22 protein-coding genes are annotated in these 25046 nt (G+C 63.0%); 10 read left to right on the top strand and 12 right to left on the bottom strand.

All coding sequences use genetic code 11. The features are described 5' to 3' along the window. Window positions 1–49: 49 nt before the first annotated feature. Both G3N97_RS11450 and G3N97_RS11445 read right to left on the bottom strand, forming a co-directional pair. Window positions 50–373, bottom strand: a complete 324-nt coding sequence (locus G3N97_RS11450) for a non-heme iron oxygenase ferredoxin subunit (protein WP_205993313.1) — start codon at window positions 371–373, stop codon at window positions 50–52. 48 nt (window positions 374–421) lie between these two features. Continuing rightward, window positions 422–1498 carry a fatty acid desaturase gene (locus G3N97_RS11445; RefSeq protein WP_205993312.1) on the bottom strand — a complete coding sequence of 359 codons (1077 nt, stop codon included), beginning with the start codon at window positions 1496–1498 and terminating at the stop codon, window positions 422–424. Window positions 1499–1734: 236 nt separating this feature from the next. Here G3N97_RS11445 and G3N97_RS11440 point away from each other — a divergent pair, with 236 nt between their 5' ends. Further along, complete coding sequence (locus G3N97_RS11440) at window positions 1735–2781, top strand: LacI family DNA-binding transcriptional regulator (RefSeq protein ID WP_205993311.1); 1047 nt, start codon at window positions 1735–1737, stop codon at window positions 2779–2781. Between the two features lie 27 nt (window positions 2782–2808). On the opposite strand, the gene G3N97_RS11435 is transcribed toward G3N97_RS11440, so the two are convergent. Continuing rightward, window positions 2809–3723 carry an AraC family transcriptional regulator gene (locus G3N97_RS11435; protein ID WP_205993310.1) on the bottom strand — a complete coding sequence of 305 codons (915 nt, stop codon included), beginning with the start codon at window positions 3721–3723 and terminating at the stop codon, window positions 2809–2811. 101 nt (window positions 3724–3824) lie between these two features. Between G3N97_RS11435 and G3N97_RS11430 the strand changes: the two genes are divergently transcribed. Further along, entirely contained in the window at window positions 3825–4577 is a 753-nt protein-coding gene (locus G3N97_RS11430) for an SDR family oxidoreductase (RefSeq protein WP_205993309.1), read from the top strand. A 7-nt stretch (window positions 4578–4584) separates the two neighbouring features. Here the strand turns inward: G3N97_RS11430 and G3N97_RS11425 are convergent, their stop codons facing one another. The 4 genes from G3N97_RS11425 to G3N97_RS11410 form a co-directional block, all read right to left on the bottom strand. Next, window positions 4585–5022: a MarR family transcriptional regulator gene (locus G3N97_RS11425; protein WP_205993308.1), complete on the bottom strand. Its 438-nt coding sequence runs from the start codon at window positions 5020–5022 to the stop codon at window positions 4585–4587. A 17-nt stretch (window positions 5023–5039) separates the two neighbouring features. Further along, the gene (locus G3N97_RS11420; protein WP_205993307.1) at window positions 5040–6935 is read right to left on the bottom strand and encodes an FAD-binding monooxygenase; all 1896 of its coding nucleotides are present in this window, start codon (window positions 6933–6935) and stop codon (window positions 5040–5042) included. A 280-nt stretch (window positions 6936–7215) separates the two neighbouring features. Beyond that, entirely contained in the window at window positions 7216–7833 is a 618-nt protein-coding gene (locus G3N97_RS11415) for a glutathione S-transferase family protein (protein ID WP_205993306.1), read from the bottom strand. A gap of 12 nt (window positions 7834–7845) precedes the next feature. Beyond that, on the bottom strand, window positions 7846–8211 hold the full coding sequence (locus tag G3N97_RS11410) for a hypothetical protein (protein ID WP_205993305.1): 366 nt from the start codon (window positions 8209–8211) through the stop codon (window positions 7846–7848). A gap of 83 nt (window positions 8212–8294) precedes the next feature. Between G3N97_RS11410 and G3N97_RS11405 the strand changes: the two genes are divergently transcribed. The 4 genes from G3N97_RS11405 (at window position 8295) to G3N97_RS40160 (ending at window position 13536) form a co-directional block, all read left to right on the top strand. Continuing rightward, window positions 8295–8741 carry a MarR family transcriptional regulator gene (locus tag G3N97_RS11405; protein ID WP_205993304.1) on the top strand — a complete coding sequence of 149 codons (447 nt, stop codon included), beginning with the start codon at window positions 8295–8297 and terminating at the stop codon, window positions 8739–8741. A 46-nt stretch (window positions 8742–8787) separates the two neighbouring features. Then, entirely contained in the window at window positions 8788–9000 is a 213-nt protein-coding gene (locus G3N97_RS11400) for a hypothetical protein (protein ID WP_205993303.1), read from the top strand. 1277 nt (window positions 9001–10277) lie between these two features. Beyond that, complete coding sequence (locus G3N97_RS11395; RefSeq protein ID WP_205993302.1) at window positions 10278–11966, top strand: RNA-directed DNA polymerase; 1689 nt, start codon at window positions 10278–10280, stop codon at window positions 11964–11966. Window positions 11967–11991: 25 nt separating this feature from the next. Continuing rightward, window positions 11992–13536, top strand: coding sequence for a DNA polymerase (locus G3N97_RS40160; protein WP_205993301.1), 1545 nt, complete (start codon window positions 11992–11994; stop codon window positions 13534–13536). Between the two features lie 577 nt (window positions 13537–14113). Here G3N97_RS40160 and G3N97_RS11385 read toward each other — a convergent pair. Further along, entirely contained in the window at window positions 14114–14827 is a 714-nt protein-coding gene (locus tag G3N97_RS11385) for a FadR/GntR family transcriptional regulator (protein WP_110326424.1), read from the bottom strand. Between the two features lie 191 nt (window positions 14828–15018). On the opposite strand from G3N97_RS11385, the gene G3N97_RS11380 reads away from it, so the two are divergent. From G3N97_RS11380 to G3N97_RS39955, 3 genes are all read left to right on the top strand, one after another. Next, entirely contained in the window at window positions 15019–16545 is a 1527-nt protein-coding gene (locus G3N97_RS11380) for an altronate dehydratase family protein (protein ID WP_205993300.1), read from the top strand. Window positions 16546–16668: 123 nt separating this feature from the next. Continuing rightward, window positions 16669–17691: a 2-keto-3-deoxygluconate permease gene (locus G3N97_RS11375; protein ID WP_346778055.1), complete on the top strand. Its 1023-nt coding sequence runs from the start codon at window positions 16669–16671 to the stop codon at window positions 17689–17691. A 136-nt stretch (window positions 17692–17827) separates the two neighbouring features. Continuing rightward, the gene (locus G3N97_RS39955) at window positions 17828–17956 is read left to right on the top strand and encodes a hypothetical protein (protein WP_260183653.1); all 129 of its coding nucleotides are present in this window, start codon (window positions 17828–17830) and stop codon (window positions 17954–17956) included. Window positions 17957–18109: 153 nt separating this feature from the next. On the opposite strand, the gene G3N97_RS11370 is transcribed toward G3N97_RS39955, so the two are convergent. The 3 genes from G3N97_RS11370 to shc all read right to left on the bottom strand — a co-directional run bounded on the left by G3N97_RS11370 (window position 18110) and on the right by shc (window position 23231). Further along, window positions 18110–19063, bottom strand: a complete 954-nt coding sequence (locus tag G3N97_RS11370; protein ID WP_205993299.1) for a chemotaxis protein — start codon at window positions 19061–19063, stop codon at window positions 18110–18112. Between the two features lie 254 nt (window positions 19064–19317). Further along, the gene (locus G3N97_RS11365) at window positions 19318–20934 is read right to left on the bottom strand and encodes a methyl-accepting chemotaxis protein (RefSeq protein ID WP_205993298.1); all 1617 of its coding nucleotides are present in this window, start codon (window positions 20932–20934) and stop codon (window positions 19318–19320) included. 260 nt (window positions 20935–21194) lie between these two features. Further along, window positions 21195–23231 (bottom strand): squalene--hopene cyclase, encoded by a 2037-nt coding sequence (gene shc / locus G3N97_RS11360; protein WP_205993331.1) that lies wholly within the window; start codon window positions 23229–23231, stop codon window positions 21195–21197. Window positions 23232–23523: 292 nt separating this feature from the next. On the opposite strand from shc, the gene G3N97_RS11355 reads away from it, so the two are divergent. Then, window positions 23524–24060 (top strand): TetR/AcrR family transcriptional regulator, encoded by a 537-nt coding sequence (locus tag G3N97_RS11355; RefSeq protein WP_346778054.1) that lies wholly within the window; start codon window positions 23524–23526, stop codon window positions 24058–24060. Here the strand turns inward: G3N97_RS11355 and G3N97_RS11350 are convergent. Further along, window positions 24050–25046 (bottom strand): LacI family DNA-binding transcriptional regulator (locus tag G3N97_RS11350; RefSeq protein ID WP_205993296.1); only part of this gene is annotated, 997 nt, incomplete at its 5' end. The genes G3N97_RS11355 and G3N97_RS11350 overlap by 11 nt on opposite strands.

The following is a 25046-nucleotide window of genomic DNA, read 5'->3' as shown; positions in this document are numbered from 1 at the left end:
TGGTTGTCTCCTTGATGCCGTTGTTATTCGTTGCCGTGCATGGATAACGTCACTCGGCGGCGAGTCCGATAAAGAGTCTTCCGCTTTCCACTTTCACCGGATGCACGACGAGATTCACGCACACGGGTGCGCCTTTCGCGGCGCCGGTTGGAATATGAAATCGGCCCATATGCATGGGACATTCGATAATTTCGCCGAACACCAGCCCTTGCGCGAGACGCGCGGTTTCATGCGTGCACATACCCGCCGATGCATAAAAACCCGTGGGTGTGTGATAGATCGCGTATAGCGCGCCTTCGTGCTCGAACTCCATCACGTCTTCTTCTTCGAGATCGTCGCTCGCGCCAACCTCGTGCCATTGCAGGATGTTCATGCGTCTCCTCCGTGAATTGCGGGGCGTTTTATCGATCCTTATCGGTCTTTAGCGGGATTCCGCGACATTCATCGCAACCGCTTCATCGGGATGCGAACCGGCGCGCGCCATGCCCGCCGTCTTGCCTGGCACTACCGGTATCATCATGTAATCGGGATCGCGGCGCTGCATGCGAAACACGTGCACGATCTCGCCCCACGCGGCGAACAATCCGTCGTAAGCGGGCGGCAAATCCTGTTCGATCGCGCGGCGCAATTTCGGCAGCGCATGAAACGGCACGTTGGGGAACATATGATGTTCGACGTGGTAATTCATATTCCAGTAGAGAAACTGCAACACAGGATTCAGACGCAGCGTGCGCGTCGAAAAACGATGATCGAGTTCGTTTTCACGCAATCCCGTGTGCTGCGTGATCGCCAGCAATTCATGCAGCCACGCGCCATACGAACGCGGCAACAAAAGAAACACCACCGGCAGCCAGCTTTGCGCGACGATCGCCCACGCGCCCACGCCCACATAGAGCACCAGAATCACCCTTGAATTACGGCACATTGCGCGATATTCGACAGGCGGCACCACCGCTTTCGCGCCCTTCGAAATCACGCCGAAGCTATGCAGCACGATATTGCCGAGGTGATGAATGCCGTGCGAAACACGCAGAAAATCGGTAGCGAGTTTGAAGTAATTGGGCGGACGCTTGACCGCGAGCTCGGCGTCGGCGGGCACGGTGGCCGTGAGATGCGTATAGGTGTGATGCTGCGCGTGCGACCAGCGGCTATAAATCTGCTCGCGCCACGTCATGAAGCAGATCACCCAATGCACCGCCGCATTGAGCCATTCGCTGCGAAACGGCGTGCGATGACGCAACTCGTGCTCCATCGCTTCCGCGAACGCGTAGATCGTGCCGTACAGCAGCAGCGCGGGCACGATCCAGAGCGTGCCGAGCGCGAACCACGCAAGCACGCCCGTCGCGATCACGAGCGCCATCAGGCCGCCGAAATACGCGAGCGCCACGTGGTCGTTACGGCGCGTGACGTCCTTGAGCGTCTTGCGGTCGAGCGGACATTTGTACCAGTCGTCCATGGTGATCGGGCGGTTGCCCGATTGGGCGGCGTCGGCGGACATGAGGCGTCTCCAGAGCGAAATACCGGCTGCCGGGCGGCGGCGCGGGAGGGATCGTTGAGCTCCATTGAAGGCTCTAAATGAGTATCGGTCAAAACCTAAAATGCCTCATTTAGATCACTCAAGGGTAATCACCTGGCGAATCTCTGTGACTCATCGGAGAAAACGCGTCATCGCGCGAGTCATAAAACTCATATTGAGGCAAAATAAGCACGAACTTGCCTCGATCAGGAGCCGCCATGAAAGGCCGTCCCACGCTCAAGCAACTCATGGAGATCACCCAACTCAGCCGGGCGACCATCGACCGCGCGCTCAACGACCGGCCCGGCGTGCATCCGCGCACGCGCCACGCCGTTGAGGCCGCCATCCGCCAGATCGAGCGATCGGCGGCGAATGGCGATCCCGCGCAAACGATCGATGCCCTCGCGCCTCACGCGAGCGCGCCGTTCCGCGCGCGCTTCGTGGTCCAGGCAGGCGACGCCTTCACCGCCGAACTCATGCGCACGGCCGAAACGCTCGCACCGGCGCTCGCCCCGCACGGCGTGACGCTCGATATCGTCGATTGCGTGGGCGCGAGTGAAGACGCCGTCGCGCAGCGCGTGCGCGAAGCCGCTGCGCACGCGGACGGCATCGGCATCATCTGCACCAACACGCCGGTCATTACCGCCGCGTTGCGCGAGTGCATGGCGGTGGGCAAGCGCATCGTCACGATGATCACCGACGTGGACGCCGACGCGCGTCACACCTATGTCGGCGTGAACAATCGCGCGGCGGGTCAGGCGGCCGCGCATCTGATCGGTCGGCATCTGGAAACGCGGCCCTCGCCTTCGGTGGCCGTCGTGGTCGCGACGTTTTCCTATACGTGTCACGAAGATCGCGAGATTGGTTTTCGTTCGCTGCTGCGCCAGCGCTTTCCCCATGTGAATCTCGTCGAAGTAATCAAGGGCGCGGATTCGGGCGCGGCCACCTACGAAGCCACGCGGCGCTGCATGGAAACGCATGGCGCGCTCGACGGCATCTACAACGTGGCGGGCGGCAACGAAGGACTCGCGCAGGCGCTGGAGGAACGCGGACTCGCGGGCAAAACGCTCTACGTGACGCACGAAGTCAACCGCGTCACGGAGCCGCTGCTGCGCGCCGACGTGATCGACTATTTGCTTTCACAGGATTTGCGGTTGCTGATTGAAACCGCGATTGCGCATTTGCGTGACGCGGAGAATGGAAAAAACAGCGTACCGCAAGCGCTGATTCCGATTGAAACGTGGTCGCGTTATTCGCTCTACTGATTAATTTTTTACGTCACGCGTAACGAATCAAACCATCTCCGGATTCGCCTGTTGCTCACGCGCATACTGCGCGGGCGGCCGCCCGACATGCCGCGTGAACGCCACGCTAAACGTACTCGCGGAGCTATAGCCCACGCGCTCCGCAATCTCAGCGAGACGGCCCGCGTTACGGCGCAGCAGATCCTTCGCGAGCGCCATGCGCCAGTTGAGCAGATACTCCATCGGCGCCACGCCCACCGCGCGGCTGAAGCGCTCGAAGAAGGTCGAGCGCGATAACGCCGCCGCTTTCGCGAGTTCAGCGACCGTCCATGCGTGCGTAGGCTGCTCGTGCATGCCGCGAATCGCGGCGGCCAGACGCGTGTCGGCGAGTCCGCGCACGAGTCCCGGCGACGCCTGCGTACCCGCCGCCGAACGCAGCGCCTCGATCAGCAGCACTTCCATCAAACGCGACAGCACGATATCGCGTGCGGGTCGCTGCTCGCGCGTTTCTTCGCGCACGAGCCCGACCAGCGTGGCGAGGCGCTGCTCGCCGCGCACATGCACGTAGCGCGGCAGCAGTGACACCAGCAAAGCCGCGTCGGGCGAGGCGAACGAGCAATGCCCGGCCATCATGCGCGCGTCCACCGGACGGTCCGGCGCACCGATCCTGTACTCGTTGTCGCCGAGCGCAACCGGATCGCGCGACTCGACATCCGGCGGCGCATCGAGACTCGTCATCGCGACGCCGTACACCGCCGGAATCAGCACGAAATCGCCCGCATGCAGCACGATCGGCGTGTGTCCGTCGATGACCATTTCGCAGCCGCCTTCGAGGATCACGCAATAGAACGGCTGCCCCGAATCCGAGCGGCTGATGCGCCACGGACTCGCGCCGTGCACGAGCTTCGAGAAGCGCGCGCCCGGTTGCAACAGCATGACCACCTCGGCCAGCGGATCGATCATCGCCGGACTCCTGCGAAAGATTTTCGGATTTTTGATTGTAGCAAGTACGGCTTGCGCGCTCTATCGTAAGTGCACTCACCGACCACCTGACTGGAGTGCATATGAAAACCGTGCTGATCACCGGCTGTTCCTCGGGCTTCGGCCTCGAAATCGCGCGCGAATTTCTCGCCCGCGACTGGCGCGTCGTCGCCACGATGCGCACGCCGCGCACCGACCTGCTGCCGCCTTCGGACCACCTGCGCGTGCTGCCGCTCGACGTCACCGATGCGCAGAGTATTCAGCGCGCCGTCGAAGCCGCCGGCCCGATCGACGTGCTCGTCAACAACGCGGGTTTCGGCATGGCGTCGCCCGCCGAACTCGCGCCGATCGACGCCGTCCGCGAGATCTTCGAAACCAACACGCTGGGCACGATCGCGCTCACGCAGGCGGTGCTGCCGCAATTCCGGCAGCGCCAGGCGGGCGTGGTGGTGAACGTCACGTCGAGCGTGACCATGAAGGTGCTGCCGCTGTTGAGCGCCTACCGCGCGAGCAAGGCGGCGGTGAACGCGTTCAGCGAATCGACGGCGGTGGAAGTGGCGCCCTTCGGCGTGCGCGTGCATCTCGTGCTGCCGGGACGCTCGCCCGAAACACGTTTCGCCGATAACGCGCGCGGCCATATCTTCGGCTTCGAGCATGAGGCGTACGCCGATCTCGTCAAGCGCGTATTCGCCGAATTCGCCGATACCGAAGCGCCCGTGACCTACTCGAAGGATGTGGCCGCCGCCGTCTGGCGCGCGGCCACCGATCCCGCCGCGCCGCTGCGCATTCCGGCGGGCGTCGATGCCGAAGCGTGGGCGGCCGAAGCGGCGCGTTAATCGCGCACTACGCTCGCGGCACCATCAACGCCAGCAGCAAGCGGCGCAGTTCCATGCATTCGCGCTGCGTGAGCCGCGCCGTGAGCACGCGCTCGACTTCCTCCACGCGCGGGCGCAAGCTCGCCAACTGCTTCTTGCCCGCCGCCGTGAGAAACAGTACGTAGCTGCGCTTGTCGGCGGGATCGTCGGAGCGCTCGATCAGATCGTTGCGCACCATACGGGCCACGAGGTCCGCGATGGTCGAACGATCCACGTCCAGCTCGTCGCCGAGTTGCCGTTGATTGAGGCCGGGCGTCTGCTGGAGGATTTCGAGCGCCGCATACTGCACGCTCGTAATCTCGGCCGACACTTCGCTCAGCCACACTGCCGCGTGGCGCTGCTGCGCGCGGCGCACGAGGCTGCCCGTGAATTTGGAAAGCGCGGGATCGTCGGGTTGTTTCGGCAATTTCGCTGTCGATGTGTTTAACGCGTGCGGAAGATCGGGGCGAAAAAGGCGTCGAGCTCCGCGTACGCGTCCAGTGGAAGAACATGGGCGACGTATTGATCCGGACGGACCACGACGAGCGCGCCGCGTGCACGGTCGATGCCGCGCTCGTCGAAGATATCAGTCGCGGCGTCGCTCGTAAATGCCTTCTCGTAGTCGATCAGGCCGTGACGGCCCTTGCGGGGCAACAGCAGCGCCGGCAAATCGTCGACGCGCACTTCGCGATGCGGCTGCTGCAGGACCGCGCGCAGATCGAGCACGCTGTCGATATCGGCTTGCGCGGCGGTCGCGCGGCGCAGCACCGACTCGGGCGAGTTAGCCAGATGTTCGCAGAGCGCGCGCAGCGCGTGGCCATCGGCATCGGCGAACGCATAGAGACGCCAGCGGCCGTCGGCGCGCGCGGCGTGACCGAGATGCACGGGCTTCGCATCGGCGAGCCGCACGACCGGCGACGAATGGAAACGCGCGCCAATCGCAAAGCCCGTGGCCAGCGCCTGATGCGTGGCCTCGCCCGTGAGCGCACCCGGCCGGTAACGCGTGGCAACGCCCGCCGTGTAGCGGCCCGCACGCACGAAATACGCCTGCAATTCCGCGGGATCGACGCCGCCCGCTTCGGGCCGCTGCGGGTCCTTCGGCGGCGCGGCCATCATCGCGGACCACTCCTTGTCGAAGTCGATCAGCTCCTGCGCAACCGGCTGGCGTTCGTCGGAATAGCTGCGCAGCAGGCTCGCGTCGCTGCGGCCTTCGAGCACCGCGCCGAGCTTCCAGCCCAGGTTGAAGCCGTCCTGCATCGACACGTTCATGCCCTGCCCTGCCTTCGCGCTATGCGTGTGGCAGGCGTCGCCCGCGATGAACACGCGTGGCTCGCGCGCGCTGCCGTCGGCGATGGCGTCGTCGAAACGCTCGGTCAGACGCTGGCCCACTTCGTACACCGAGAACCACGCGACCTCTTTCACGTCGAGCGTGTAAGGATGCAGAATGCCGCGCGCCGTTTCGATCAGACGCTCGACCGTGGTCTGCTTGATGCTGTCGCGATTCTCCGGCGTGACGTCGCCGAGATCGACATAAAAGCGCACCAGATAGCCGCCCTCGCGCGGAATCAGCAGCAGATTGCCCTTGCTCGCCGATTGAATCGCGGCCTTCAGGCGGATGTCCGGGAAATTGGTGACCGCGAGCGCATCCATCACGCCCCACGCGTGATTGGCGGCGTCGCCGCGCAGCGTCTGGCCGATCGACGCCCGCACGCGGCTGCGCGCGCCGTCGCAACCCACCACGTAGCGCGCCCGCACGGTGACGGTTTCGCCTTCACGCGCGGCGTCCGTGCGACGCAGCGTGACGAGCACCGGATAGTCGGCGTCCGCGCCATCGCGCTGCACGTCGACCACTTCGAGAGCGTAATGCGGCTCGGCACGCTGCGCGGAACGACGCATCACGTCGAGCAGATAATCCTGCACGCGCGCCTGATTGACGATCACATGCGGAAACTCGGACAAACCTGTTTCGGTATCCTGAACACGTCCGGTACGCCGAATCTCGCCGCGATCCTGTGCGTCCGGGCGCCAGAACACGGTTTCGTTGACCCAATACGCTTCGCGCAGCAGGCGGTCGCTGAGCCCGAACGCCTCGAACATCTCGACGGTGCGGCAGGCCACGCCATCCGCCTGCCCCATCTGCAACGGTCCCTCGCGACGCTCGACGACGCAGGTCTTGATCGACGGAAACTGCGAGAGTTGCGCCGCCAGCACGAGACCCGCCGGACCGCTACCGGCGATCAGGACGTCGACTTTCTCGGGCAAACCGGCGCGCGGCGCGCCGACGGCTGCGGGTTCGATGGTCGGGTCGCCAACGCGGAATCCGTTGAGATGAAACTGCATGGTGTCTGTCTCCGTGGGTATCGGTATCGTGATGGAGACAAATATACTCCGTACACCAACTATTTTAAAGAATTTCCGGCAGCTCCTGATGTTTACCCTGGGATATGGGCATGGCGCACGCGCGTGGTCGGAAAAGAAGTGAGCGAACCCGCCGCGCCGGTCACGGCAAACGCGATTCGTCTGCCGATTCAGCGGGTCCGTCACAAAAAGTCACTCAAAGATGGTTTACTAACGAATAATCAGCATACCGAAATAACTACCTCGACAAACATGCGCAGCGCTACGCCGCCTTGCGCGCTTCGGCAATACGCTGCGGCGCTTCCGGACGCGCGTAAAGCCTTTCCAGATACGCCCGCAAACGCGGAAAGCCATCGAGCAACTGCACCTCGCCGGCCCAGTCGATCAGATAGGCCGTCACGCAATCGGCCACCGTCAATCGATCGCCGACGATAAACTCGCGCCCTTCCAGATGCTTCTCCAGAATTGCGGCTATCGTCGTAAAGTCGTTGCGCGCGAGTTCGATATCGGCTGCCGAGCGCTGCTCCGGCGGATAAAGAAAGCTGTGCCGCGTGATGCGCCAGAGCGGCTGCTCGAGTTCGGTCACCGCAAACATCGTCCAGCGATACACCTGGGCGCGTTCGTCGAGATCGTCCGGCAGCAAACCTTTCTCGGGATATTTATCGGCCAGATACAGCACGATGGCGGCAGACTCGGGAATCACGCGGTCGCCATCGACGAGCACGGGCACCTTGCCCGCCGGATTCAGGCGCAGATAATCGGGCCGTTTATGCTCGCCTTCGAGCAGATTGACCGAAATGAATTCGAAATCGGCGTCGACTTCCTTGAGACCCCATAGCGCACGCTGCGAACGGGTCCCGGCAAATCCATAGAGTTTCATGACGACTCCCGCTCAACCGGCCGGAATAGGCAGCACCGGCATCACGTCGATGGTTTCGCCCGGAAAGATCGTGAAATGCGGATGGCCTTCGAACATTTTTGCCGCGTCCGCGTGCGAGGCGCTGCGCACCACCGTGAAGCCCGTCAGCCGGTTCATGGTGTCCGTCACGCCATCCACGCCGATGGTCCGCGTCTTGCCAAGCGGGCCGCCCATATCGACGATCGACGTCTTGTGTTGCTCGACCCACGCCTTCCACGCCGCAATACCTTCATGCTCTTTGGCGTGCCGCTCATCTTCGGGCATCGCCATCCAGGCCTTCATGCGCGGCGTGTCCTTGCCGCCGAGAAAAACCGCGAGAAACAGTTGATGATCGCTCATGCTTCCTCCAGCTATCGAAAGGAACAACGGGAGACTGCCCGACCGGCCTTGACAATATAGGTTGATATCAACACAATTGCAACATGGCCCACCCGAAAAAACTTCCCTTCGACGCCACGCTCATGGTGCGCGATTGCTGTCTGTGCCTGCACATGCAGCGCGCGGCGCGCAATCTCGCGCGCATTTTCGACGAGGCCCTGCGCCCGCTCGATCTCACCAACGGGCAGTTTTCGCTGCTGATGTCGCTGAATCGCCCGCATCCGCCGACGATGAAAGAAGTGTCGTCGCTGCTGGCCATGGATCGCACCACGCTCACGGCCGCGCTCAAGCCGCTCGAACGGCGCGAACTGGTGCGCATCGAACCGGACGAAGACGACAAACGCAGCCGCCGCCTGAGCCTCACGCCCGCCGGCGACCGGCTGCTCGCGCAAGCCTTTCCGATCTGGCAGCGCACGCACGAGGAAATCGAAGCGCCGTTCCCCGCAGGCGAGATCGACCGCTTACGCACCCATTTGCGCGCGCTTTCGTAGATTTCATGGACAATGTGGCGATGCAACGTTGCAGGAGTTCATCGCCATGAGGCGTCTTTATTTCGCCGCCGTATTCGCCGCCTGTTTTAGCGCGCTCGCCAGCGGCTGTGCGTCCACTTCGACGCCGGATGGCGCATCCGACGGCACGCCGTCGGCGTCGCAACAACCGAGGCTCACGGTCGGCACGAGCTATCCGGACACGCAATTGATCCTGCCGTGGTTTCTCAACGACGTGATCAATTTGGTGAATTATCGCTAGCCTGAGAGCCATCGAACAGTCGTTCGGGTGAGGAGATCACCTTCAGGGTTCTGTCGTTGGTCAAAAAATTCCCGTAGGCGAGAAGGCATGCGTTATAGGAGTGAAGCTGCGGGCTCGATCCCACAGTTACAGTCAGATCGGGTCTAAGGGACTCGGAGGTAAGGGGCTTCATTCGACCCGCGGAGCGGTCAAATAACTTTCCGCAAACCGGGCAATCAGCCAAAAGTCAGGTTTTACGATTGGAGTGCCGGTAAGCGGTCGTTGCGACCTCACGCAATCGGCCGAGAGCAGACGGAGCAACAATCCTCTCTCACCGGGCAACGCAGGTGCTGGACTGACCGCTTTGGAGTTCAGGAGCGAAAGTCGCCCTTGGGTCGGGCTGCGTCGGCCCGCGCCCCAAACTCATCGCCATAAAGCAGTCAATGAGATTCTGCAGCCCCAAAGCGGCCACTCGGGAGTGCGTACTCCCGACCCTGAGCGGGCCTTTGACACAATACGGCATCGACTCTTCCCGGAGTGAAGTAGACGTTCTCTTGGGAAGAACTTACAGCGGAGCGACCGGGTTCGGTCCGTTTACGGGTAGGGTTGGAGCAGGGAGCCAATTCGCCTTCGACTGTCGGAAGGCAGCTCATCAGGTTGCCGTTCTTCCACTTCTAGCGCGCTCGGGCACACGCTTTGGGGCTGAAGCACATGAACCAGCGGGCCGTCGCGGCGCTCAACGTCTCTACTCGACTGCGCGGCGATCTTACCCGTTCACCGCGAAGGTCGTGCCACGCGTTGTTGTGATCCCAAGCCACGCTTCGCAATGGAACAATCAACGCTCGCCGCCTTTGGGACAACTTCGAGCCCCCAAATGGCTCGCACACCGTGACGCATGACACCCGAGTAGAAGCGACGCCGGAGCGGAGGCAGTTATCATTCTCGTCAACTTTTCAACATTCTGCTTGTGTGAATGAATCAGCGGATCGGCTATGCGCTTGTTTCTATGGATGACCTACATCTAGAATTACAACGCGTTGCATTCGGGCAGGAAGGATGCGGTATCGCCTATGAAGATGCGGTGGTCGCAAGATTTCAGGCACGCCGTAGCTTGAACAGTGCAGCAAAGTCTCGCGGAACGGCGACACCTTGGTCGCGTGGAGGGTGGCTCTTCCGCTCGATGGTGCGTAATACGGATTGTCGCATCGCACGGCCGTTGCTGACGATTTTGTCGATATGCCATAAACAAATACCATAGTTTGGGGCTCAACCCAGTGAAACTGAGGATACACTCGGGAATGGAAAGCATTGACGAGGCTGACTATATAAACAATCCCGCTTTCTGGCTGAACGGCCAAGCGCTCGGATTTCCAGTGCAGTTTGACCTTGTGCTGAAGCATCTCCGCCAGGATATGCGGGACGACTGGTATTTCGATTGTCTGCAGTACGACGACCTCTTCAAGCATCCAGCCGAGGCGAAGCGGATCATTATCTCGCTTCTGCAGGAATGGAACGGCGTGTATCGAGGCACTCGCAGCGTCGTCCGCAACATACCGAAGAAAGGATACGGGGAGCGTTACGGGCTGGAGACCGACTTCTTCGATCGCTTCGTCTACCAGGCGATCTGCAGCTTCCTAATCCCGTTCTACGACCCTCTCCTCGGCCATCGAGTGCTGAGCTACCGGTACGACCCGGCCCCCTTGGACGCGAAATACCTTTTCAAAAACAAGATTGACCGCTGGTTCACTTTTGAGGGAGTGACGCTGACCTTCCGCAGATCAGGGCGCCATCTGCTGGTCACCGATCTGAGCAATTTCTTTGAGAACGTGTCGCGCGCGCAAATCGTAGACGCGCTCGAGAACGCGGTCCCCGACCTCGCCGCAACCGGTCCTGAGAAACTGCAGATCCGTAACGCGATCGCCACTCTCGACCGACTACTCACGCAATGGACGTTCAGCCAGGACCACGGCCTCCCGCAGAACCGCGACGCCTCGTCCTTCTTGTCTAACATTCTGCTGTCGTCCGTGGACAGAGAGATGACGAGGAGGGGCTACGACTACTACCGCTACGTGGACGATATTCGTATCATCGCAGACTCCGAGCTCCACGCTCGCCGCGCGCTGCAGGATCTGATCAGACAGCTGCGAACAGTTGGTCTCAACATCAACGCAAACAAGACTGAGATTCTCGCCCCGGATGTTCCGAGCGAGAAAATCGCGGAGTACTTCCCCTCACAGGATAGCTCCACGATCGCAATCAACCAGATGTGGCAGTCCCGGAGTCGGCGCATCGTGACTAAGTCGGTGACTTATATCTTCGACATTCTAAGCCGATGCATCGAAGCCGGAGACTCGCAGACGCGGACCTTCCGCTTCGCAGTGAACCGTGTGGCGAAGATCGTCGAGTCCGGCCTCTTCGACGTAGGCGAAGCACTGTCAATCAACCTCCTCAACACCCTATCGCGCTCGTTGTCCGAGCACGCGGTCTCAACCGACCAATACTGTCGGCTGATAGCCACCCTAGACCGCGACGGTCGCTGCCTGCCAGCGTTAGAGGCGTTCCTGCTTGAAGAACACGGGGCCATTCACGACTGGCAGAACTACAATATCTGGATGCTGCTCGCGGTGCGGAGGCACCGATCCGACGAGCTAGTGGCACTGGCCGACCGTAAGTTGCGGGAGGACGTGAAGTCCGGGGAGGCGGCGGCAATCTTTATCTGGCTCCGCTGCGTGGAAGAACGGGCTCTCATCGAGAGATGCGTTAGAGAGTTCAGCACCCTGCCTTACCAGAACGCCCGCTACCTCCTGATCGCCTCCTCAGTGCTTGACAAAGAGGCGTTGCGCCCCCTCCATGGCCATGTGCCGACCTCTCTGCAGGAAACTAGCCGCAGAGCCGAGCGTCACTGCAACAAGGACGGCCTGCCGTTCGCTGTACGCGAGAGCACGGATCTCCTGAACCTTGTCAACGAGGTCAGCGGCTATGATTGACCTAGCGTTCAGACTGATGCTCTTCGTGAAGGACTTCACCGGCAGGGGCGCTGACACCTTTTACTGGTTCCAAGATGGCCACGTCAAGGAAACCGACGCTGCAAGCATCGTGGGGTTCGAGGGAATCGTGGTATGCCACGACTTCTGGATGATTCGGGACGCGCTATTCGACAAGACGAGGAGTCTGCCTGGCGCAATCGTTGACGTTGACGAATTCCGCATCTCTATCAGCGGTGTTCCCGAGGACCGACTCCTCCGAGAGAAGCGCGACGTGACGACACACTTGGAGCAATACGGGGCGGAAAAGGAAGTCTGCGACGCTTATCAGAAGATGATCAACAAGGGCGCAGCACTCGATGTGGGCATCGCGGCCAAGGCCGCGATGGCGATCGAGGCGATGTATCTCGACCTCTGCATGCAAGCATCTACTGACAGCGAGCTTGAGCGTTTTTTCGCCGTCGAGGTGCCCGCATACCGTTTGCTGCAGCTTTCTATGTCAGCCGGGATCTCAATCGACGCAGCCGGACTCTCGGAAAAGCGGTCACAGGCAGAGCACGACTACTTCCTGATGCTCAAGAACTATTCCGCGAAGCACGACATGCCACTCGAGACGCCGAGCAGGCGCGCCATCGAGAATAAGTTGCTCTTGGAAGGCTTTGAACTGGACGAAGTCTCGGTCGATTACCTTCTCGACTTCGTGCCACACGATCGCGACTTCGGCGGGGACACCAAGGCACTCCTTGCTCTCGAGACGGCGCGGCGCGTACTCGGCTCTCTGACGTTGAACACCAACAGCACTCGACCAGTAGTGGATGTGTTCGGCTCGCGCACGTCGCGCGTCCAATTGCGCAGCCCCAGTCTCCAGAATATCCCGAAACGGTACCGCTCTATCATCCGCGCGCGCGCTGGTGCCCAACTTAGCTACGTCGACTTTGATCAGTTCGAGGTCGGCATAATGGCGGCCCTCTCCGGCGACGAGGAGCTTAAGCGACTGTACGCTGCAGGCGATATGTACGATCTCTTTGCGAACACGCGTTTGGGTCTCGTCGACAACCGGAAGGCCGCCAAACAACTGTTCCTTTCCTACGCCTACGGAATGAATCGGCAGGCTCTAGTCGACGCGGCCTCCTCGCTCGGAGTAGACCGACAGAAGGCGAAGGAGGCATTCCGGCTATTTCAGCGCTATGAGGATTGGAAAAAATCCGTATGGGCCGAGTTTCAGAGCTCCGGTCGCGTATCCACATTCTTCGGTAACCACTACCGACGGGCCAGCGGGGGGCCGCTCACAGGCAAAGAACAGCGTTCGGCCGTCAGCCAAGTAGTCCAAGGAACGGCATCCCTGATATTTAAGCGGGCGCTGTTGGCGGTCGCTTCCATCGGTGACGTGACTGTGGTCTTGCCCATGCACGACGCGCTGTTGTTCGAACACACTCTTGCCGAAACGCCGACCAAGGTTGTCGACGCCTTCGAGCGAACCATGACCGATGTGCTCAACTCACGGGTCGCCGGGAAGGCGTCAATCAACGACTTTGCCGAACGTGAGCAAGCCATTCGGCCTCAGGAACAGTGAAGTCCAAAGCGTTCAGATGACAGATTAGCGGTGAGTCGACAATTGCGCAGATAGGATTCTTCGTCAGCAATGTGGCGCATTGTTGACGCCATTGGTATCGCGCTCCAGCCTCACGGCGGCCGTCCTAGTCTGTGCTCTCTCGATAGCGGCTCTCCGTCGAGAATCGGATGGCTGGTTACACGGCAAAGCTGACGCCAGAGCGGCCCACTGGAGGCGTATGTGAACGGCGATTTATGGCCGGGTTGAGGCAGCACCCCACAAGCAATTTGCTCGCCGGAAACCAGCCATTGAGGGAGCGCGGGCGAGACCTTGGCTATTCAAACTGGAGGACGATCTCGACCGGCGGCTCATGGCCGAACTAAGGCAGATGATCTAACGTTATCGCGACGCGAAAGGACGAGTGCCGCTGCGGATGGCACAATGCGCCTCCCCCAAAAAAAACAGCCAAAAACCCTAGGGATCAAAGGCTTGAGCCAACCCACCGCAATAGTTAATAAAGCCCCCCGTGGTTCCTCAACGACGTGATCAATCTCGTGAATTACCGGTAATAACTGCCAATATGCCGCTTCAGCGCCGCTCAGACGTTGAACTGTTTGCCCACGTAATCGATGTGCACGTACATCGCCTGCTGCGCCGCGTCGGGATTGCGGTCGCGAATGGCGTGATAAATCGATTCGTGCTGATCGAGGCGATTGCGCGCCTGCATCGCCGCGTTGGCGTTATTGACCGTCGCGTCGTAGGTATTGCTCGCAATATGATCGCGCAGCATCGCGATGACGCTCGCGTAAAACTGATCGAGAAGACGATTGTGCGAGGCCGCGGTGAGCGCCGTGTGGAATTCGCCGTCGGTGGCCGCTTCGGCGTCCACGTCGGCATGAGTCACCGCGTCGCGCATGCGTTCGAGTATGGTCTCGAAGCGTTCGAGTTCATGCGCGGACGAGCGTAGCGCCGCAAAGCGCGCCGCCGCGCATTCGAATACCAGGCGGAATTCGAGCGTTTCCGAACGCAAGGGCGGCGTATCCGCGATCAATTGCAGCCACGGCGCCGCGAGCCCCGTGGGTTTCGCACGCAGCAGATAGACGCCGCTGCCGCGCCGCGTTTCGAGCACGCCTTTGCTCGCGAGGCGGCCAATTGCCTCACGCACCGTCGCCCGCGAGACGCCATACGACTCCGCGAGCGCGCGCTCGGAAGGCAGGCGCTCATCGGCCTGCCAGCGTCCTTCCTGAATACCTGTCTCGATGCGCCGGACCGTCTGGGCCAGCGCGCCTGTGTTTTTCGAACGACTTTCCACCTTCGACTCTCTGTTCGCTATGCCTGAATGGCGCGGAAAAATGCCGCGTGACGCCGTGGTCTCCGAAGTGGCCTGACCAATTTGCGCCTGTCTCCCGCCCGCCCGATCATGTGCTCACGCCGGTCGCCAACGCTCGCGAGCCACTACGACGAGCCACGCCCGGCACCCCGACCCCACAATCAGGAGGCACCATGAGCCAGGCTACGCTCGCCATCAAACTGCACGACCTCGACGACGTGCTGATCGCACGCGGCGCACTCGCCGCCGGTACGATTCTCGCCGATTTCGACGATATTGTTTGCGCCGCCGACATTCCCGCCGCCCACAAGGTCGCCTGCCGCGACGTCGCGCAAGGCGCGCCGGTGCGCCGCTACGGCCAGATCATCGGCTTCGCCACGCAGCCGATTCGCGTCGGCGACCACGTGCATGTCCACAATCTCTCGATCGGCGAATTCGACCGCGATTACGCTTTCGGCGAAGACCTCAAGACCGTCGAGCCCGCGAGCGCGCCGCTGACCTTCAACGGCTTTCGCCGCGCCGACGGCCGCGTGGCCACGCGCAACTATATCGGCGTGATCAGCACGGTCAACTGCTCGGCGACCGTCACGAAGCTGGTTTCGCAGCACTTCAGCGCGCCGGGCGCGCTCGATGCGTATCCGAACGTCGACGGCATCGTGCCGATCACGCACAGCTTCGGCTGCTGCATCGACCATCATGGCGAAGGCATCGCGCAACTGCGTCGCACGATCGGCGGCTATGTGAAGCACCCGAATTTCGCGGGCGTGGTTATCATCGGTCTCGGTTGCGAAGCGAATCAGATGGGCGCGATGTTTATCGCCGAGGGCGTCGAGCCCGGCCCGCTGCTCGTGCCGCTCGTGATGCAGGAAGAAGGCGGCACGCAAAAGACCGTGGACGCCGCGATCGCCGCCGTCAAAACCATGCTGCCGATCGCGAATCAATCGGTGCGCGAGCCGCTGCCGGTTTCGCACATCAATATCGCGCTGCAATGCGGTGGCTCCGATGGTTATTCGGGCATCACGGCGAACCCGGCGCTGGGCGCGGCTGTCGATCTGCTCGTGCGTCACGGCGGCACCGCGATTCTCTCCGAAACGCCCGAGATTTACGGTGCGGAACATCTGTTGACGCGCCGCGCGATCAGCCAGGAAGTCGGCGAAAAAATCGTCGAGCGCATTCACTGGTGGGAAGCCTACGCGGAACGCGAGAAAGGCAGCATCGACAATAATCCGACGCCCGGCAACAAGGCCGGCGGTCTCACGACGATCCTCGAAAAGTCGCTGGGCGCGGTGGCCAAAAGCGGTTCCTCGCCGCTGATGGGCGTGTATCGCTACGCCGAACCGGTCGATACGCACGGCCTCGTCTTCATGGATGCGCCGGGCTACGACCCGATGGGCGCGACCGGCCAGATCGCCAGCGGGGCGAATCTCGTGGTCTTCACGACGGGACGCGGTTCGTGCTTCGGCGCCAAGCCCGCGCCGTCGATCAAGCTCGCGACCAATTCGCCGATGTACCGCCGCATGGCCGACGACATGGACATCAATTGCGGCGACATCATGGACGGCACCGCGAGCGTCGAGCAAAAGGGCGAAGAGATTTTCCGCATGATCGTCGAGGTGGCGTCGGGCGGCAAGAGCAAGAGCGAAGCGCTCGGTATCGGCAACGAGGAATTCGTGCCGTGGATGATCGGCGCGCAGATGTAACGCCGCGCGCGGCATGCCGTGCGCTTCGCTGCCTGCCGCGCCCTCGCCTCGCATGACCTTTGAAGAATGAAAACCGGCCGCACGCCCGCATGCGTGCGCGCCAGAATAAGCAGGAGACTCAAGGTGAAAATCAAACAGGCCATCGAACGCTTTCCTGGAGGGATGATGGTCATCCCTCTGCTCTGGGGCAGCGTACTCAATACGTTCGCGCCGCGCGTGCTCGGCATCGGCAGTTTCTCGACGCAGCTCGCGCATGGCGCGCTGCCGATTCTCGCGGTGTTCTTCGTCTGCATGGGCGCCGAAATTCAGTTTCGCACCGCGCCGCGCGCCTTGCGAAACGGCGCGGCGATCACGATTGCGAAACTCGTCAGCGGCGTGCTGATCGGGCTCGTGGTCAGCAAATTCTTTGGCGCGCAAGGGTTTCTCGGTTTGTCCGGCATGGCGATCATCGCGGCCGTCACCAATGCGAACATGGGACTCTACGCCGCACTGACGCGGCAATTCGGCGACGAAATGGATCGCGGCGCGCTCGCGGTGCTGTCGATCCTCGAAGGCCCGTTCATCACGATGGTCGCGCTCGGGCTATCCGGTCTCGCGAAGATTCCCGTGCTCGATCTCGTGGCGACGATCCTGCCGATCGTCATCGGCATGGTGCTCGGCAATCTCGACGCCGACATGCGCAAATTCCTCAAGTCGGGCGGCGATCTGCTGATTCCGTTTTTCGCGTTCGGGCTCGGCGCGCAGATCAATCTGCATGCGATTCTCGGCGCGGGTCTGTCCGGCATCGTGCTCGGCCTGATCACGCTCGCGGCAGGCGCGGTGTTCAACGTGCTGGCGTCGCGCCTGATGGGCGGCTCGGGCGTCGGCGGCATGGCGGCCTCGACCACGGCCGGCAACGCGGTGGCCACGCCGACCGCGATCGCCGCCGTCGATCCGCGACTCGGCGCGCTCGTTTCCGTGGCGACGCCTCAAATCGCGGCCTCGACGATCGTCACGTCGCTGCTCGCGCCGTTGATGACGGCTGCTTATGCACGCTGGCGCGCGAAGCGCACCGCGAGCACCGGGCGCACACACTCGGCCTCGCGCGACGATGCGAATGCCGTGCCGGCCATCGACGTGAATGCCCACGCGGATCGCGTGCACTGATTCCAGACCTCGCGCGCGCGACCCGCAAGTTAATGTAAGGTGCGCGCGCATCGAGTGCTGATAAACTCCCGTTCACGCCGGTTCACAGAACGCAATAAAGCGCACGGCCGGCGTTCGATTACCACGCGGGGTTTATATGTACATTCGCATTCTGGCGACTCTTCTGGTCGCCGCCACGACGCTCGGCCTTTCGGCCTGCAATACGATTGCCGGCTTCGGCCAGGACATCACCGACTCGGCGCGCACGGTGCAACACGCGCTCTAACGCACCATCCTCCCGCTCCGCACAACGCAAAAAAAAAGCCGACCCGAAGGTCGGCACGGAGCGGTTCCGGGGCTTTGTCGTCGGCGCCCGGAACCAGAGAGAAGCGTTGTTATGTGTTACAGGGGGTTCGTTGCAGCGAGGCCTGTTCCGCGTTCACGCGGCAAGCGCCTTGCGGATCGCCGCGGACAATTCGGCCGGGGCGAACTTCGTGATGTAGCCGTTCGCGCCCGCGTTGCGCGCGTGCGCTTCGTTCGCCGCGCCCGTGAGCGACGAGTGGATGATCACCGGAATATGCTTGAGGCGATCGTCGGCCTTGATCTTGCGCGTGAGCATGAAGCCGTCCATCTCGGGCATTTCCAGATCGGTGATCACGAGCGATACCTTCTCGCGCACCGGCACCTTCTCCTGCGCGGCTTCGTCCGCGATCTTCAGCAGCATCTGCCACGCCATTTCGCCGTTCGACGCGATCACGTGCGGCGCTTCGAGCGCTGTGAGCGCCTGACCGATCAGCGCGCGCGCGAAGCCCGAATCGTCGGCGGCGAGAATGCGGCCGCCCGCCGTGCGCAGCGCGTCGCCCACCGCTTCGGGCTTCACGTCTTCGTGCTGTTCAGGGAACACGTCGCGCATCACCTGCTCGACGTCGAGCACCTGCGCGAGACGCGTCTGTCCGTTGCCCGCATCGATGCGCGCGATCCCGGTCACGTAGCCCGAGGTGCCGCTCGATTCGGCGCTCAGCACGTCCTTCCATTCGAGGCGGATGATGTCCTCGACCTCTTCCACCGCGAACGCCTGGGTGCCGCGCGAGAATTCGGTGATGAGCAGAATCGCGGGCGGCTTGTCCGACGCCGAACCGATCAGCGACGCAATGTCGATCACCGGAATGATCTGGCCGCGAATGTCGACCGCGCCCACCAGATGCGCGGGCGAACCGGCGATCGGCGTGACTTCCGGCATCGTCACGATTTCGCGGATCTTGAACACGTTGATGCCGTAGAGTCCGCGCCCGGCGCCCGGACGTGCTTCGCCGAGGCGAAACAGCAGGAGTTCTAAGCGGTTGTTGCTGGTGAGCGTGGTGCGTTCGTCGACGCCTGGCTGGATCGTCTTCATGGAATTTATCTAAGGAATTGCGTCGGTTCTGCGTCGTTTCTGCGTCGTATCGTCTGGCGCTCGCCGGATGCCTGAACCGCGGCCCCCGCTCTGCACGACCCTCTATGCGGGATATCGGCAGCGCGCCGCGAAGCTTGAACACGGCGGCGCGTTCGCCCGCCGCGAGAAATCGCGCCGGATCGCTCAAGCCGATCCGGCGCGCACGGCGCACGCGCTTTGGTGCGGCCCGAATTCAGCCGAAATTCAGCCGAAATTCAGCCGAAGCTCGGCTGGCCGGACATGCCGTGGCCCGCGCGGACCGGCGCCGTGTGCGCGCGCTGGCCGCCTTCCGCGAAACGGAACACCGAAACGGCCTGCTTGAGCGTGGCCGCCTGCTGTTCGAGCGATTGCGCGGACGCGGCGGCTTCTTCCACCAGCGCGGCGTTCTGCTGGGTCACCTCGTCCATCTGCGTGACGGCCTGATTGACCTGTTCGATGCCGCGGCTCTGCTCCTCGGACGCCGCCGAAATCTCGGCGACGATATCGGACACGCGGCGGATTGCGTCGCGCACCTGGCCCATCGTGTCGCTGACACGGCCCGCCTGCTGCGCGCCGCCCTCGATCATCGTCACCGACGACGTGATCAGCTCCTTGATTTCGCGCGCCGCCGTGGCCGAGCGCTGCGCGAGGCTGCGCACTTCGCTCGCGACGACCGCGAAGCCGCGGCCCTGCTCGCCCGCGCGCGCCGCCTCGACGGCCGCGTTGAGCGCGAGAATATTCGTCTGGAACGCGATGCCTTCGATCACGCCCGTGATCTCCGAAATCTTGTGCGAGCTGCCGCTGATCTCCTGAATCGTGCCGACCATTTCCTGCACGACCGTGTCGCCGCCGTGCGCGAGGTCGTTCGCGTTGCTCGCGAGGCCGTTCGCCTGGCGCGCGTTGTCGGCGTTCTGCTTCACGGTTTCGGTAATTTCGGTCATGCTCGCGGCCGTCTCTTCGAGCGACGCGGCCTGTTCCTCGGTCCGCGCCGAAAGATCCAGATTGCCCGCGGCGATTTCGCGCGCCGCCAGCGCCACCGATTCCGTCGAATCCTGAATGCCGCGCACGATGCCCGCGAGCTGGCCGTCCATGCGCTTGAGTGCGCCGAGCAGTTCGCCGAATTCGCCGCCCACGCTCGCGTCGATCTCGCTTTCGAGGCGACCGCCCGCAATCGTGTTGGCCACCGCAATCGCGCCGTTGAGCGGACGCATAATGACGCGCAGCAGGAACACCGAGGCGCTCGCCGCCACCGCGAGCCCCGCGATCACCAGCACGACCGCCACCAGCAGCGCCGTATGTGCGTGGCTGTCCGCGCGCGCGGCGAAGTCTTTCGCCTCGTCGTCGTTCATCGCGATGTCGCTGTCCAGGTTGTCGAGCAGACCCTGCACCTGCGCCTTCTGCGCCGTTTCGATCTGCAGGCCGCCGTCGTAGTCGCCCGCGTTGTAGCGCTGCAGGCTCTGATTGGCCGTATCGCGGAACGGCGCCATGGCCGCGTCGATCTTGTCGGCGATGGCGCGCTCGGCGTCGCCGCTCACACGCGACGGATAATAATCGCCCCAGGCTTTCGCCATTTGCGTGAGATCGCGATCGACGGCTTCGGCGGACGTGCGCGTCTGCTCCGCATCGCGGCGCAGCGGAATGCGCGTGAGTTGCAGGCGCGCCTCGATGGCCGCCGAACGCACATCGCCCAGATCGCGAATTGGCACGACCGTGCCGGAATATTCGTCGAGTACAGTCTGATTGAGACGCGAAATGGTCAGGGCGCTATAAGCACCGATGAGCGCGATGATGACCACGCAGGTGGCCATCGCCGCGATGATCTTGAAACGTACCGTCTGCAGCAAACCGTTCATGTCCTCGCCCTTGTCCGGCAACGATGCACCGGAAGTCGGCGCATTCCAGCGCTATAACGACATTTCGCGGCGAACAATTAGGCTGTTTTAGAGGCTTTTTTCAGGGCTATTCTGCAGACGAATTCATTCTTTCAAAAGGATAATTGAAGGTCGCGAAAGGCAATTCGAATATTCGATATTAAATAATTCGATTCCGCTTCCAGACGGATTACACGAAAAAAAACGCCACTCGTTCGAGTGGCGTTTTCTGGCTGCTGAAATCACGCGGTTTTCGCGCGCCCCGCTTCCACGAGACGGCGATAACGCGCCAGCGCCCAGAGCGGGAAATACGCGGTATAGCCGTGATACTTCAGGTAATAAATGCGCGGGAAACCCGGCGCGTTATGCGAGCGATGCCACCAGAAACCGTCGCTGTCCTGCACCGACAGCAGATACGCAATACCGCGCTGCACCGACTCCGACTCGTAGTCGCCGAATGCCATTTGCGCGAGCAACGCCCACGCCGTGAAATTCGACGCGCTTTCGCCGCCATTCGTGCCCGCGAGTTTCGCGTCGATATAGCTGTCGTTGGTTTCGCCCCAGCCGCCGTCCGCATGCTGACGCGCCTTGAGCCATGACAGCGCGCGCGCGATATACGGCTGGCGCGGATCCTGGCCCGCGAGCGCGAGACCCGCCAGCACGCTCCACGTACCGTAAATGTAGTTCGTGCCCCAGCGGCCCCACCAGCTGCCGTCCTCGCGCTGCGTCGTCTTGATGTAGTCGATGCAACGCGCGAGCGAGGCGCGCTCCTCTTCGCGGCCCGTCACGCCGAAACACAGCAGCACGCGGCCCGACACGTCTTCGGTCGGCGGATCGAGCAGCGCGCCGTGATCGGCGAACGGAATCGCGTTCAGATACAGGCGGTCGCAATCGGCGTCGAAGGCCGCGAAGCCGCCGTTGCGCGACTGCAGACCGCGCATCCAGTCGAGCGCGAGCGACACGCGCGCCGCGTACGGATCGCGTCCCGTCTTACGCGCTTCGGCACGACCGCGACGATGCAGCATGGCCGCCACCACGGCACTGTCGTCGATATCCGGATAGTACGGATTCTCGTACTGGAACGCCCAGCCGCCGGGCGGAACGTCGGGTTGCACGTTCTCGATCCAGTCGCCCTTGAGGTCGTCGACCTGACGCTCGGCGAGCCAGTCGTAAGCGCGCGCGATCTGCTGGTCGAGCAGCGCGACCGGCGTGGAGGCCGCGCGCGTTTCGCCCGTCGATTCCGACGCTTCGACGGCTTCTTCCGCAGGCACCGCGAGCGCCTGCTCCAGCGCCATCGTGCTCCACGCGGTATCCCAGACCGGCGAGAGACACGGCTGGCAATACACGCTGCCGTCCGGGCGCTCGATCAGCAATTTTTCGAGTGCGTTTTCGCAGTCGCGGCGCAGCGCATGGTCCTCGGGATAGCCGAGCACGTCCATCATCTGGTAGCTGTAGACGATCGGCGGAAAGATGCCGCCCATGCCGTCTTCGCCGTTCATGCGTTCGGCGCACCACGCTTCGGCGTGACGAATCGCGCGCTTGCGCAGCGCGCCCGGAATCAGCGGTTCGATATGGCGTATCGTGCGGTCGAGCGCGAGAAACAGCTTGCGCACGCCCTTGCCGGGCGGAAAGTAGTCGCGCTCCTCGTCCGGCGGCGTGACGAACAGTTCGGCGATCGAGACCGCGTGCGGATTGCGCGCGCGCGCCTTCAGCGAACAGAGCACGAGCAGCGGCACCATGGTCGTGCGCGCCCAGTACGCGACCTTGTACATCGAGATCGGCACCCACTTCGGGAACAACACGAACTCGATCGGCATGAACGGCGTGGCGCGCCACGGCACCTGGCCGAAGGTGGCGAGCAGGATGCGCGTGAAGACGTTCGACTTCGCCGCGCCGCCGAGCTTGAGAATGGCGTCGCGCGCGCGCTTCATGTGCGGCGCGTCGGGCGCGTCGCCGGCGGCTTTCAGTGCGAAATAAGCCTTTACGCTGGCCGAAACGTCGGGTGCGCCGTCGACGTAGAGATCCCACGCGCCATGCGTTTCGAGACGCTGGATCGCACGCAGATAGCGCGCCATTTTCTCCTGGCGCACGGTGTCGATCTTGCCCATGAAATGCATCATGAGGATGTATTCGGCGGTGATCGTGGCGTCGGATTCCAGCTCGAAGCACCAGCTTCCGTCGGGCGCCTGGCGGCGCGCGAGCGCGTCGCGTCCGCGCACGATGGCGGCGTCGAGCAGCGCCGCGAATGGCAGGTCGGATTTTTTCATGGCGCGAATAATACCATCCGTACGGAATGTTTTGCGCCGCCGTCGGCAATGGTAAGATCGAACCATGAAGAATCTCAACGTCAACGCACCGGCGCGCGCTGCCGGACGCGCCGAAAGCGCTACGAAGCCGCGCGCCACCCGCAAGACGCCGGCGCCCAAAACCCCTGGACAAAGCGCCGCGAAATCCACGGCGAAATCCACAGCGGACTCCGCCCGGAAAACCGCTCCGAAGCCCGCATCAAAGCCCGCCACGAAATCCGAGGCCCCCGCTTCCGGCACGCGTCGCAAGAAGGCCCCGGCGCAGGTGCGTGCGCAATTGCTGCAGGCCGCGTCCGATATCGCCACCGATCACGGCGTGCAGGCCGTCACGCTCGAAGCCGTCGCGGAGCGCGCCGGTGTGACCAAGGGCGCGTTGCAATATCACTTCGTCAACAAGCAAGGACTCCTCGACGCCTTGTTCGAGCAGACGCTCGAACGTTTCGAGGATCAGATGGAAACGCGCCTCGCCGCCGACCGCAAGGATGCGCGCGGCGCAGCGTCGCGCGCCTATCTGCACACCACCATCAACGAAACGAGTCCGGCCGCCAGCACCAACGTGCTGCGCGTGCTGGTCGCCGCGATGATGACGGACCCCGAGATTCGCGAGCGCTATTCCGCGCCGATGCGCAAGTGGACGCGGCCCGATCCGCTGCCGCTCGATCAGGCCGCGCGTCTCATGATCTGCCGTCTCGCGGCGGACGGTCTGTGGATCTCCGACCTGCTCGGCTATCAGGACATGTCGCCCGAACTGCGCGACGAAGTCGTGCGCCAGATCGAGCGCATGACGCTCCTCAAGCCGTAGGCGCGCGCGCCGTCGAGGCCCGCACCACGAGCCGCGGCGCCGAGGTCACGCACACCGTCGCCTCGCGCGGCGCCTTGCGCTCTTTCGCCGCTCGCCCCGTTCGCGCGATCAGCTCGCGCAGCAGCTTCACCGCCAGCCCCGCCGCTTCCGCCGTGGGCACCGCGACCGTGCTCAGCGCGGGCCGCGATTCGCTTGCCAGCTGAATGTCGGTGATGCCGACCACCGACAACTGACGCGGCACGTCGAAGCCCAGATCGGCGGCGGCCTGCATCGCGCCCAGCGCGGGCAGATCGTTGGTCGTGAACAGCGCGGTGAGATCGGGGTGGCGGCCGAGCAGTTCGCGCGCCGCCGCGTAGCCGCCCTGCGTGGTGTCGGGCGTGAAGATGGTCGGCGCGGCCGCGCCGTCGAGCCCCGCCGCGCGCATCGCATCGAGAAAACCTTCGTAGCGCGCCGCATGAATGCCCGTCGCCTTGCTGCCGACGATCGCGCCCACGCGCCGATGCCCCAGCTCGATCAGATGTCGCGCCGCGAGTTCGCCCGCGAGCCGGAAATCGACGGCCACGCACGGCAGGCCCGGCGGTTCGAGCGGACGTTCCCACATGCACAGCACGACCGGCGCGCCGCGCGATTCGGTGCGGCGCAGATCGTCGAAATCGAGGTTCGCATTGGTCACGAGCACGCCTTCAGAGAGCGTGCCCGCGATCTGCTCCAGATACGCGCGGCCCGTCACCGGATCGCCGTCGGTATTGCAGATGATGAGGAATTGCCCGGTATTGCGCAGCGCATTTTCCACCGCGAGCGCGAACTCGGGATAAAACGGATTGGCGATGCTCGGCACCATCAGCGCCATCGTGGGCGCGCGTCCCTCCGCGAGCGCACGCGCGGGCAGATGCGGACGGTAGCCGAGCGCCGCGATCGCCGCCAGCACGCGTTCGCGCGTGGCCTCGCCCACGCGGCCGCGTCCGCGCAGCACGTTGGACACGGTC

The sequence above is a fragment of the Paraburkholderia sp. Ac-20347 genome, from assembly GCF_017104805.1.
GTDB lineage: Bacteria > Pseudomonadota > Gammaproteobacteria > Burkholderiales > Burkholderiaceae > Paraburkholderia > Paraburkholderia tropica.
The sequence above is the reverse complement of the archived record's forward strand: the minus strand, read 5'-3'. Positions and strand labels throughout refer to the sequence as shown.

Coding starts and splice junctions, on each gene's coding strand:
- G3N97_RS11445 (WP_205993312.1), bottom strand. CDS start 1,498: ATGTCCGCCGACGCCGCCCAATCGGGCAACCGCCCGATCACCATGGAC.
- G3N97_RS11365 (WP_205993298.1), bottom strand. CDS start 20,934: ATGAACGGTTTGCTGCAGACGGTACGTTTCAAGATCATCGCGGCGATG.
- G3N97_RS11430 (WP_205993309.1), top strand. CDS start 3,825: ATGAAAACCGTGCTGATCACCGGCTGTTCCTCGGGCTTCGGCCTCGAA.
- G3N97_RS11400 (WP_205993303.1), top strand. CDS start 8,788: ATGAGGCGTCTTTATTTCGCCGCCGTATTCGCCGCCTGTTTTAGCGCG.
- G3N97_RS11395 (WP_205993302.1), top strand. CDS start 10,278: ATGGAAAGCATTGACGAGGCTGACTATATAAACAATCCCGCTTTCTGG.
- G3N97_RS11435 (WP_205993310.1), bottom strand. CDS start 3,723: ATGATCGATCCGCTGGCCGAGGTGGTCATGCTGTTGCAACCGGGCGCG.
- G3N97_RS11420 (WP_205993307.1), bottom strand. CDS start 6,935: ATGCAGTTTCATCTCAACGGATTCCGCGTTGGCGACCCGACCATCGAA.
- G3N97_RS39955 (WP_260183653.1), top strand. CDS start 17,828: ATGTACATTCGCATTCTGGCGACTCTTCTGGTCGCCGCCACGACGCTC.
- G3N97_RS11415 (WP_205993306.1), bottom strand. CDS start 7,833: ATGAAACTCTATGGATTTGCCGGGACCCGTTCGCAGCGTGCGCTATGG.
- G3N97_RS11380 (WP_205993300.1), top strand. CDS start 15,019: ATGAGCCAGGCTACGCTCGCCATCAAACTGCACGACCTCGACGACGTG.
- G3N97_RS11440 (WP_205993311.1), top strand. CDS start 1,735: ATGAAAGGCCGTCCCACGCTCAAGCAACTCATGGAGATCACCCAACTC.
- G3N97_RS11370 (WP_205993299.1), bottom strand. CDS start 19,063: ATGAAGACGATCCAGCCAGGCGTCGACGAACGCACCACGCTCACCAGC.
- G3N97_RS11405 (WP_205993304.1), top strand. CDS start 8,295: ATGGCCCACCCGAAAAAACTTCCCTTCGACGCCACGCTCATGGTGCGC.
- G3N97_RS11410 (WP_205993305.1), bottom strand. CDS start 8,211: ATGAGCGATCATCAACTGTTTCTCGCGGTTTTTCTCGGCGGCAAGGAC.
- G3N97_RS11450 (WP_205993313.1), bottom strand. CDS start 373: ATGAACATCCTGCAATGGCACGAGGTTGGCGCGAGCGACGATCTCGAA.